This window comes from Alienimonas sp. DA493 (genome assembly GCF_043951915.1).
GTDB lineage: Bacteria > Planctomycetota > Planctomycetia > Planctomycetales > Planctomycetaceae > Alienimonas.
The window spans coordinates 21,867-31,153 of the sequence record NZ_JBINJD010000048.1 but is presented as its reverse complement, the minus strand read 5'-3'; the positions used below and the strand labels follow the sequence as shown (position 1 = coordinate 31,153).

The following is a 9,287-nucleotide window of genomic DNA, read 5'->3' as shown; positions in this document are numbered from 1 at the left end:
GGAGGGACGCTCCCTGACGGTCGCGGCTCCAAGCTTTGCAGCAAGCAGAGTGTCAGCAGGGCCACAGCGGGGCGCCGTCTGGCTGCGGCTCCGGGTCCGGCAGCGCCGCGGAGAGGACGTCCCGCAACAGCGCCACGGCGGCGGCGGGCTCGGCCGGCAGGAGGATCGTCGGCGCCGTCCGCTCCGCCCCTCGCTCCCCGTCCTCCCGGACCAGCCACAGGGTCGGCGGCCGGCGGCGAGACATGCGGCCGGGACCCCACTGTTCGACGGCGACCCGCCGCGGGTCGTCCAGTTCCCCGGCCAGCGCGGCGACGAACCCCGCGTCCTCCGTCTTCACCCCGAGACGCAACGGTCGGGCGAGCAGCCGCTCCCGGTACTCGCGCAGCGTGACGCCCCCCGGCTCCGCCCACTCGCCGGCGACTTCGCAGGCCGGGTCGAGCACGAACCGCCGCCACGCCAGCCCCGGGTGCGGCACCGTCAGCGAACCGTCGGCGATGCGTTCCTCGCCGAAGAGGATGAGGTCCAGATCGATTGACCGCGGCCCCCAGTGGGTGATGCGTTCCCGGCCGGCCTCAGTTTCGAGCCGCTGGAGAACGTCCAGGAGCCGGTGGGCGGAGAGCGTGGTCTCCAGCGTGGCCGCGGCGTTCAGAAACTCCCCGCCGGCGTTCGCTCCCACGGCGGGGGTGCGATAGGCCCGGCTGGCGGCGGTCATCGAGACGCCCGGCGTCTCGTCGAGGGCTCGCAACGCCGCCGCGAAGGTGGCCCGCACGTCGCCGGTGTTGCCGCCGAGGGCGATCAGGGCCGGGACGTTCATTTCCGGAGAATAACGAACCGGCGCCGCCGCGGCCCGCCGCCGCTCAGAAGCCGACGGCGTCCAACTGACTTTCCGAGCGGGCGAACAGCCCCCCCGTCGTGCCGCCGACCGCCCCGATCGTGCCGAAGATGGAGGCCAGGATCAGCGCCAGCATCACCGCGTACTCCACGGAGGTCGGCCCGTCCTCGGTCGTGAGGAAGCGCCGGATCGCCGTGCGGGCCGCGGTCCGCCGCCGGGGGAACGCCTGGGCCGACGAGCGAGGGGAACGGGCGGCGGTCATTGCGATCTGCGGCGGGAAAGGCCCGGAAGACGGCGGGGGAGCTTCCTGAACCGTAGGTCGTGCACGGTCCGAACCTGCCGGAACCGGCGTCGCCCGGTCCGATCCGGCTTCCCCGGGGCGGCGGCGGCGTTAGAATCCGTCCGTTCCCCCCGGGCTGCCGGGCGCTCCGCGCGACCGCCACCCCGTTCGGCCCCCCGCGGGCACGGCAGGAGGGTTTATTTTCACGCAACGATTTCCAGCACACAGGCGTTCGGGTTCATGGCGAAAGAGGAGGCGATCGAGATGTCCGGCGAGGTGGCCGAGGCGCTCGCCAATACCCAGTTCCGCGTGAAGCTGGACAACGGCCACATGGTGATGGCCCACGTTGCCGGCAAGATGCGCAAGCACTTCATCCGCATCGTGCCGGGCGACCGCGTGCTGGTGGAGGTCAGCCCCTACGACTTCAATCGCGGCCGCATCGTTTACCGCGAACGGTAATCGAGGTTGCGGCGGCGTCGGACGACGCCCGCCCGCCGTACGGTCCGGCCGAGGATGAATGATCGAGGAGGGAGGGTGGCGACGGGTTCGCCCGCCCCCCGATCAATCCATCCTCCCTCTTCTTTCTCCCATGCTCCGCCGCATCCGCGGAGCGAGCCGCAAGGACGCCGCGTGCCCGACGACAGCGCCCCCGCCGTCACCCTGTTCACCGACGGCGCCTGCCGCGGCAACCCTGGCCCCGGCGGTTGGTCCTTCATCCTCCGCCACGACGCCTCCGGCAAGGAGAAGGAAGGCAGCGGCGGGGAGGCCCTCACCACCAACAACCGCATGGAACTGTGCGGCGTGATCGAGGGGCTGAAGTCCCTCAACACCCGGACGCGAGTTGAGGTGGTGACGGACAGCACCTACGTCGCCAAGGGCAGCGCCGAGTGGATGCCCGGGTGGAAGAAGAACGGCTGGCGCCGCCGCGTGAAGGGCAAGGGCTGGGGCGAGGTGAAGAACGTCGACCTCTGGCAGGAACTCGACGGCCTGCTCGCCGAGCACGACGTGACCTTCCGCGTCGTCCGCGGCCACAGCGGCCACGCGGAGAACGAACGCTGCGACGAACTTGCCGTCGCGGCGGCGAAGAGCTTTCAGAAGTAGTTTTTCTCCCCTCGCCCCCTTTTGGGGGAGAGGGGTCGGGGGTGAGGGGGCGGTGATTCCCGGACGTTGTGAACGGTCCGTTTCCTCACCCGCCAACCGGCGTCTGCCTCGGAGAGCGAAGACGGGCGAACCGTGCGTCACCCTCACCCCCGGCCCCTCTCCCTCAAGGGAGAGGGGAGGAAGGAGGCCGCACGCTCAGCCCTCCCGCAGCCAGGCCGCGGCCTCTCGGGCGAAGTAAGTCAGCACGCCGTCGGCCCCGGCCCGCTTGAAGCAGAGCAAGCTCTCCATCACGGCCGCCCGCCGGTCGAGCTGCCCGGCCTCGCAGGCGCCGGCGAGCATGCTGTACTCCCCCGAAACCTGATAGGCGTACGTCGGCACGCCGAAGGTCCGCTTCACGGCGGAGACGACGTCCAAGTACGGCATTCCCGGTTTGACCATCACCAGGTCGGCCCCCTCGGCGAGGTCGAGGGCCACCTCTCGCAGAGCCTCGTCGCCGTTGGCGGGGTCCATCTGGTAGGTCTTCTTGTCCCCCTTCAACGCCGATCCGCTGCCCACCGCGTCGCGGAACGGGCCGTAGAAGGCGCTGGCGTACTTCGCCGCATAGCTGAGGATCTGCACGTGTTGCAGTCCGCGGGCGTCCAGGGCGGTGCGAATGCGGCCGACGCGGCCGTCCATCATGTCGCTGGGGGCGATGACGTCGCAGCCGGCCTCCGCCTGCACGACGGCCTGTTCGCAGAGGGCGTCCAGCGTGGGGTCGTTGACGACCTCGCCGTTGCGAACGAGGCCGTCCTGTCCGTGACTGCTGTAGGGGTCGAGGGCCACGTCGCAGATCACGCCGACGTCGATCCGTGCCTCCTTGATCGCCCGCACGGCCCGGCAAACGAGGTTCTCCGGGTTGAACGCCTCCGCGGCGTCCTCGGTTTTGAGGCTGGGATCGGTCTGCGGGAACAGGGCCACGGCCGGCACGCCGAGGTCCGCGGCCTGGCCGACTTCGTCCACCAATTGGGAGACGGTGTAGCGGCTCACGCCCGGCATCGCCCCGATCGGCCCGGCGCCGGCCTCGGTGACGAAGCAGGGCCAGATGAGGTCGTCGACGGAGAGCGCATGCTCCGCCGTCAGCCGCCGCGACCACCCGGTCCGGCGGTTGCGGCGGGGGCGGACGGCGGGAAAGGCGCCGAGGTGTGCGGGGGGGCCGTTCAAAGGTCAGAGCCGTACGCGGTGCGAGTGCGGCCATCCTACCGGCCGGTGGGCGGTCGCGTCGCCGCACCGGCCGGCCAGGGTTAGACTCCTGCCCCGCCTTCCCCCCGCCGTTTCGCTCCCCAATGACCACCCGCACCGAACGCGACTCCATGGGCCCCGTCGAGGTGCCCGCGGACGCCTACTACGCCGCCCAGACCCAGCGGGCGGTGGACAACTTTCACATCTCCGGCGCCCCCCTGCCCGGCGGGCTGGTGCGGGCGATGGGCCTGGTGAAGTACGCCTGCGGCGTCGCCAACCGCGACCTGGGCAAGCTGACCGGCAGCGGCAAGAACCCGCTGACCGACGAGGCCGTCGACGCCCTGCTCAAGGCCTGCCGCGAAGTCGCCGGGGGACAGCTGGCGGATCAATTCCCGATCGATATTTATCAGACGGGGTCCGGCACCAGCTCGAATATGAACGTCAACGAGGTGATCTCCGCCCGGGCGACGGAGTTGCTCGGCGGCGACCGCTTCGCCGCCGACAAAGCGGTGCACCCCAACGACCACGTCAATATGGGGCAGAGCACCAACGACACCTTCCCCACCGCGATCCACGTCGCCGCCGCCCGACAGATTCGGGAGGAACTCGTCCCGGCGCTGCAGTCCTTTCAGAAGGAGCTGAAGGCGAAGGCGGAGGCGTGGGACGACGTCATCAAAATCGGTCGTACGCACCTCGCGGACGCCACCCCACTGCGGCTCGGGCAGGAGTTCGGCGGGTTCGCCCGGCAGCTGGAACTGGCCGCCAAACGGGCGGAGAAGGCCGCGGAGCCGCTGTTCGAACTGCCCGTCGGCGGCACGGCCGTCGGCAGCGGGATCAACACCCACCCGGAGTTCGGCGCCCGCGTCGCCGCCGTGCTGGCCGAGGAGACCGGCGCGCCGTTCGTGGAGGCCGAGAACCACTTCGAGGCCAACGCCGATCGCGACGGCCTGGTCGAGGCCCACGCCCTGCTCAAGGCGGTCGCGGTGACGGTGTTCAACGTCGCCAACGATCTGCGGTGGCTCGGCAGCGGGCCGCGGTGCGGGTTCTACGAGATCAAACTGCCGGACCTCCAACCCGGCAGCAGCATCATGCCGGGCAAGGTGAACCCGGTCGTCTGCGAGGCCGCCCTGCAGGCCGCGGCCCGGGCGATCGGCAACGACGCGACCGTGGCCCTGTCCGGCGCCGCGGGGGGGAACTTCCAGCTCAATATCATGATGCCCCTGCTCGGGGCGACCACGCTGGAGAGCGTCACCCTGCTGGCGAACTCCGCCAAGGCTCTCGCCGAGATGGTCCGCGACACCGAGGCCAATCCGGAGGCCTGCGAGGCCGCTGTGGAGAAGAGCCTGTCGATGGTCACCAGCCTGAACCCGCACATCGGCTACGAAAAGGCCGCCGCGCTGGCGAAGGAGGCCTTCAAGAGCGGCAAGACGATCCGCGAATTGTGCACGGAAAAGAACGTCCTGCCGCCTGACGTGCTGAACGAGGCCCTCGACCCGCGGCGGATGACCGAACCGCAGGCGTAGCCGGAAACGAACGCGTCCCGGACCCGCGAAGGGCCCGGGACGCGAAGCGGCGGATGACGACAGAGGATGACGACAGAGCCGGCGGGTCAGTGGGCGCCGGCGAGCATCACGCGCTGCGGGGCGGACGCTTCCGGACGGTACGGCCGGGCGGACGCTTCCTGGCGGGCGTCGACGGCGGCGACGAGACGGGCGGTCGAGCCGTCCGCAGTCGCCAGCGGCACCGACTGACAGCCGACGCTCCCGAAGGAGGCGGCGGCGAGCACGAGCAGCGTGAACGCGCCCCGACTCAGTCGCGTCGTGCGGCCGGCGGCGGGGCGAACGGGGGCTCCGAACCCGCGTCCCTGCGTGGCGGCGGTGAGGTTCGGAAAAGACATCGGACGGTTCCTCCGTGGGTGGCGTGTGGCGTCAACTCCGTGACAGGAGAACCGTTTTGCGAACGCCGTGCCGAAACCCCTCCTGAAGCACGCTAAGGGCCGTTCCCCAGGGATTGGGGGAAGCGGGGCAAGCTGGCGAACCCTGACCGACTGGAAACCCCCGCCCGCCGCATCGGGCGATTCCCCCGGTGGTGCGGGAGCCACCGATTCGTGCGGTCGTCCGGCCGTCACTTCGGGACCGAACCGTTGCCGGGGCGCCGGTCGCGCGGCGACCGGCGTCTGCGCTCAGTGCCCCGATCAAGCGGCTCAGTCGGGGTCGATCGGCTCGATGGTGACCTGCAGCGGGACCGTGACCGGCGGCTTGTTGTAGTTGTCCGGGCCGAACTCGCGGATCTGGTCGCGTTTCAACTCGGCGACCTCCAGCGGACCGGTCCAGACGGCGGCCCGGCCGGTCTTGTCGATCTTGTCCGTCAGCCGTTCCGCGTCCTCCTTGGTGTGGGCGCACACGGCCCGGAGCACGTCGACCAGATAGCTGAAGGTGTGGTCCTCGTCGTTCTCGACGATCACGGCGTACCGCGGGTTGCGGTGCGGCTTGGTTTTCCGCTTCGTCTTCGGCTCGGCGACGGCGGTGCCGGTCGCGGCGCCGCCGCCCAGGGTGTCGAGGTCCGGGACGTCGAAACTGACGCCGCCGGGTTCGAAGCCGGGTTCGTCGGTGTCGTGCGGGTCGGCAGTTTCGGGCATCGTCGGGTTCGGACCGATCCGTCGGGGCAACGAAGGGGGAACGGGCGGCGAACGCGGGACGGCGGGCGGCGGATCCCCGCGGACGGCCGGGGGGGCGATGCTAGGCTGCCGGCGGGGCCGGTCAAGGCGGCGGCCCCGCCGCCCCGCCGCTTTCGGGGGAGGCGTTCCGGCGGCTAGTCTGGTCGGTCCGGCGTTGCGGCCCCCGCCGGTTCGTCCCGCTCGCGCTCCCTCGATTCGCCATGGTCCGGTTCCTCTTCCCGCTGACCCTCGCCCTGCTGATCGGCTGCACCGCCGAGGCCGCCCCGCCGCGGGAACCGGCGCCCGCCGAGGTCCCCGCCGACACCGCCCGCGCCCACGCCGCCAACCGGCGGCTGACCCGCACGATGAACCTCGCCAACGCCCTGGAGGCCCCGCGGGAGGGCGAATGGGGCTACACGATCACCGCGGAGGATCTGGACGCGATTAAGGAAGCCGGCTTCACCGCCGTCCGGATCCCGGTGAAGTGGTCCGCCCACGCCGCCGAGGAGGCTCCCTACACGATCGCCCCGGCATTCTTCGCCCGCATCGACGAGGTCCTGAACCAGGCCCTCGAACGCCAACTGGCCGTCGTGCTGAACGTGCACCATTACGAGGAGATCCACCAGGATCCCTCCGACGCCCACTTCGATCGGCTGACCGGCCTGTGGCGGCAGATCGCGACCCGCTACCAGAACCGGCCGCCGGCGCTGGTGTTCGAACTGCTGAACGAACCCAGCTTCGAACTGTCCACGGAGCGGTGGAGCGAGAAGCTGCCGGAGCTCCTCGCCGCGGTGCGGGAGACGAACCCGACCCGGGCGGTGATGATCGGCCCGGGCCGGTGGAACCAGATCAGCGAGCTGGACAACCTCGTCCTGCCGTCGGACCCGGACCTGATCCTGACCGTCCACTGCTACGAGCCCCACGGCTTCACCCACCAGGGGGCCCACTGGGACCCGAACCCGCCGCCGATCGGCCGGTCGTTCCCCCAGGCCGGCGAGGAGGAGGAGATCCGGGCGCTGTTCGACCGCTGCGAGGCGTACGCCGAAGCCCGCAATCGGCCGGTGTTCGTGGGCGAGTTCGGCGCCATCCGCCACGCGTCCATGGAGGATCGGGCCCGCTGGACGCGGTTCATGCGGACCGAGTTCGAGAAACGCGGCTGGAGTTGGGGCTACTGGGGCCTCGCCGCGGAGTTCCCCGCTTACGACCCGGAGCGGGATGTCTGGCTCGAGCCGATCAAGGCGGCCCTGCTGGGCGACTGAGCCGGCTGAGCCCCCCGCGGCGGGCGTCAGACCGCCGCTAGCACGGCGGCGTAGGCGGCGGCGCCGCCGACGAAGGCCCAGAAGCGGCTCTGGCGTTCGGCGGGCAGTTCCTCCTTGAACACGTTCAGCAACACCCCGCCGATCAGGAAGCCCAGCGTCGCGTCCACCGCGACGGTCGGCAGCGGCGCGAACGTCCCCACCGCCCAGCCGACCGGCGGCGCCGCCGCAACCAGCCAGCGGCCGTACCGCGGATAAAGCACGGGGTGGTGGGCCCGCAGCCCGTGGTCGTTCACCACGAAATGCAGGGCGATCGCACAGGCGAACAGGACCAGCGACCGCACCGAGTCGTCCTCCCGGTCCACCAGCAACACGCCGAACAGCACGTTGTAGGCGGCGTAGGAGCCGACGTGCAGCCAGAACACCGAGGCCGGCGGGCGCCGGCCCTCGCCGCGGCTCTCCTCCTCTTCTCCCGGCCCCGCCCCGTCCGCCGAGCGGGCGGCGAGGCGTTCCAACCCGTAAAAGCAGGTCAGTCCCAGCAGGGCGACAAGGTACCCGCCGTGGTCCGCCGCCCAGCGCGACTCCCCCGCGGCCCGGGCGAGCGTGGCGTGAACCTCCGCCAGTTCGGGCAGCAGATGGACCGTCGCGTACGCCACCGCCACCCCGCCGGCGAGGCTCAGCCACCGGCTACGCGGCAGGCGATCGAGGAACCGCAACCGGCCGCCGATCAGGTGCGCCGCGGCCAGACCGCAGGCGACGGCGAAGGTGGCGGGGGAAGACATTCGACTCGCTCCGGGCCGGGGGGTGAGTCGTCCCATCTCACCGTCACGGCCCCGTCCCGCCCACCGCCCTGCCCCGGCGCCGCCGTCCGGGAACCGCCCCGTTTTGTGCTTCTTCCCCGGCCGTCAGGGTATTTCGGCTCCGTCGGTCCGGCTCTCGGTCCGGCGACCGATCCCCCTCACGAGACCGCTCGCATGTTCCGCCCCGCCCTTCGCCCTCTGACCGCCGGGCTCGCCGCGGCGCTCTGCTGCACGCCCGCCCTCGCCACCCCCCAGGAGAGGGGCGAACGCGCCCTGCGGGACGCTCCGGCCGCGACCGTGCCGGACCGGCAGATCCTCTCCCTGCTGGGTCCGATGAACCGGATGGAGATCGACCTCAGCAAGTTCGCCGCCGAGCGGGCCGTTTCGCCGGAGGTGAAGGAGTACGCCGAGAAGATGGTCGCCGACCACCAGAAGTTTGCGAGCGAACTGCAACGCGCCGCCCGCCGATCGGACGCCCACGGCTCCCTCACCCCGCAGCAGCGCCGCCGGACCGAGGCCCCGCTGCGGAACGACCGCGTGGTGACGGAGGAGGAAGCGGAGGAGATTCGCGAAGCCCGTGAGGAGCGGGCCGAGCGGGAGGAAGAAGCCCGCGAGGAGATGCGGGAACGCCGTGAGGACGTCCGCGAAGAACGGGTGAACTCGCTGGGCGACGCCGTGGACGAAGCCGTCCGCGACGTCCGTGAAGCCGGCGAGGAAGTCGAGCAGGAAGCCCGCGAGCTGGGCGAACGCGCCCGGCAGACCGGCCGCCGGACGCGGGCCGAAGCCCGCGAGGGCGCCGCGGACCTCGCCCGCCGGAGCGACCGGGCGTTGAACGAGGACCGCCCCGGCCGCGGCATGAACCGCGGCCGCAACGCCAACCTGCGGGTGCAGGCGATGGCGAAGGCCCACGCCGACGTGAAAGAGGCCCTCGGCCGGCAGGAAGGCCGGTCGTTCGATCTGGGCTACCTCAACCAGCAGTGGCTCGCCCACCTGAAAATGCTCGCCGCCGTGCAGGTCGCCGCGGACCACGCCGGCCCGGAATTGAAGACCGTGCTGACCGACGCCGAGAGCACGATCCAGGGTCACCTCGAACGGACCCGCGAACTGGCGAAGCGGGTCGACGAGATGGAGGACTGAGGGACGG

At 71.3% G+C, this 9,287-nt stretch carries 11 protein-coding genes; 5 read left to right on the top strand and 6 right to left on the bottom strand.

Features of this window, described 5'->3' with window-relative positions:
• Positions 1 to 52 precede the first annotated feature (52 nt).
• Positions 53 to 814 (bottom strand): 2-amino-4-hydroxy-6-hydroxymethyldihydropteridine diphosphokinase, encoded by a 762-nt coding sequence (gene folK, locus ACG2DA_RS09655; RefSeq protein WP_395255381.1) that lies wholly within the window; start codon positions 812 to 814, stop codon positions 53 to 55.
• A gap of 43 nt (positions 815 to 857) precedes the next feature.
• Positions 858 to 1,094, bottom strand: coding sequence for a Flp family type IVb pilin (locus ACG2DA_RS09650; protein WP_395255380.1), 237 nt, complete (start codon positions 1,092 to 1,094; stop codon positions 858 to 860).
• 258 nt (positions 1,095 to 1,352) lie between these two features.
• Between ACG2DA_RS09650 and infA the strand changes: the two genes are divergently transcribed.
• Together infA and rnhA are read left to right on the top strand one after the other, a co-directional pair.
• Positions 1,353 to 1,571 carry a translation initiation factor IF-1 gene (gene infA, locus ACG2DA_RS09645; RefSeq protein ID WP_395255379.1) on the top strand — a complete coding sequence of 73 codons (219 nt, stop codon included), beginning with the start codon at positions 1,353 to 1,355 and terminating at the stop codon, positions 1,569 to 1,571.
• A 171-nt stretch (positions 1,572 to 1,742) separates the two neighbouring features.
• Positions 1,743 to 2,213 carry a ribonuclease HI gene (gene rnhA, locus ACG2DA_RS09640; RefSeq protein ID WP_395255378.1) on the top strand — a complete coding sequence of 157 codons (471 nt, stop codon included), beginning with the start codon at positions 1,743 to 1,745 and terminating at the stop codon, positions 2,211 to 2,213.
• A 195-nt stretch (positions 2,214 to 2,408) separates the two neighbouring features.
• Here the strand turns inward: rnhA and hemB are convergent, their stop codons facing one another.
• Entirely contained in the window at positions 2,409 to 3,413 is a 1,005-nt protein-coding gene (gene hemB / locus ACG2DA_RS09635; RefSeq protein WP_395255377.1) for a porphobilinogen synthase, read from the bottom strand.
• A gap of 122 nt (positions 3,414 to 3,535) precedes the next feature.
• Between hemB and ACG2DA_RS09630 the strand changes: the two genes are divergently transcribed.
• A complete protein-coding gene (locus tag ACG2DA_RS09630) occupies positions 3,536 to 4,954 on the top strand; it encodes a class II fumarate hydratase (RefSeq protein WP_395255376.1) in 1,419 nt (472 codons plus the stop codon).
• 86 nt (positions 4,955 to 5,040) lie between these two features.
• Here ACG2DA_RS09630 and ACG2DA_RS09625 read toward each other — a convergent pair whose 3' ends face one another.
• Both ACG2DA_RS09625 and ACG2DA_RS09620 read right to left on the bottom strand, forming a co-directional pair.
• Entirely contained in the window at positions 5,041 to 5,328 is a 288-nt protein-coding gene (locus ACG2DA_RS09625) for a hypothetical protein (protein ID WP_395255375.1), read from the bottom strand.
• 306 nt (positions 5,329 to 5,634) lie between these two features.
• Positions 5,635 to 6,069 (bottom strand): ATP-dependent Clp protease adaptor ClpS, encoded by a 435-nt coding sequence (locus tag ACG2DA_RS09620; protein WP_395255374.1) that lies wholly within the window; start codon positions 6,067 to 6,069, stop codon positions 5,635 to 5,637.
• Between the two features lie 239 nt (positions 6,070 to 6,308).
• On the opposite strand from ACG2DA_RS09620, the gene ACG2DA_RS09615 reads away from it, so the two are divergent.
• Positions 6,309 to 7,346, top strand: a complete 1,038-nt coding sequence (locus ACG2DA_RS09615) for a glycoside hydrolase family 5 protein (protein ID WP_395255373.1) — start codon at positions 6,309 to 6,311, stop codon at positions 7,344 to 7,346.
• A gap of 26 nt (positions 7,347 to 7,372) precedes the next feature.
• Here the strand turns inward: ACG2DA_RS09615 and ACG2DA_RS09610 are convergent, their stop codons facing one another.
• Positions 7,373 to 8,125 (bottom strand): hypothetical protein, encoded by a 753-nt coding sequence (locus ACG2DA_RS09610; RefSeq protein ID WP_395255372.1) that lies wholly within the window; start codon positions 8,123 to 8,125, stop codon positions 7,373 to 7,375.
• Between the two features lie 192 nt (positions 8,126 to 8,317).
• On the opposite strand from ACG2DA_RS09610, the gene ACG2DA_RS09605 reads away from it, so the two are divergent.
• Entirely contained in the window at positions 8,318 to 9,280 is a 963-nt protein-coding gene (locus ACG2DA_RS09605) for a DUF4142 domain-containing protein (protein ID WP_395255371.1), read from the top strand.
• The last annotated feature ends 7 nt before the right edge of the window (positions 9,281 to 9,287 follow it).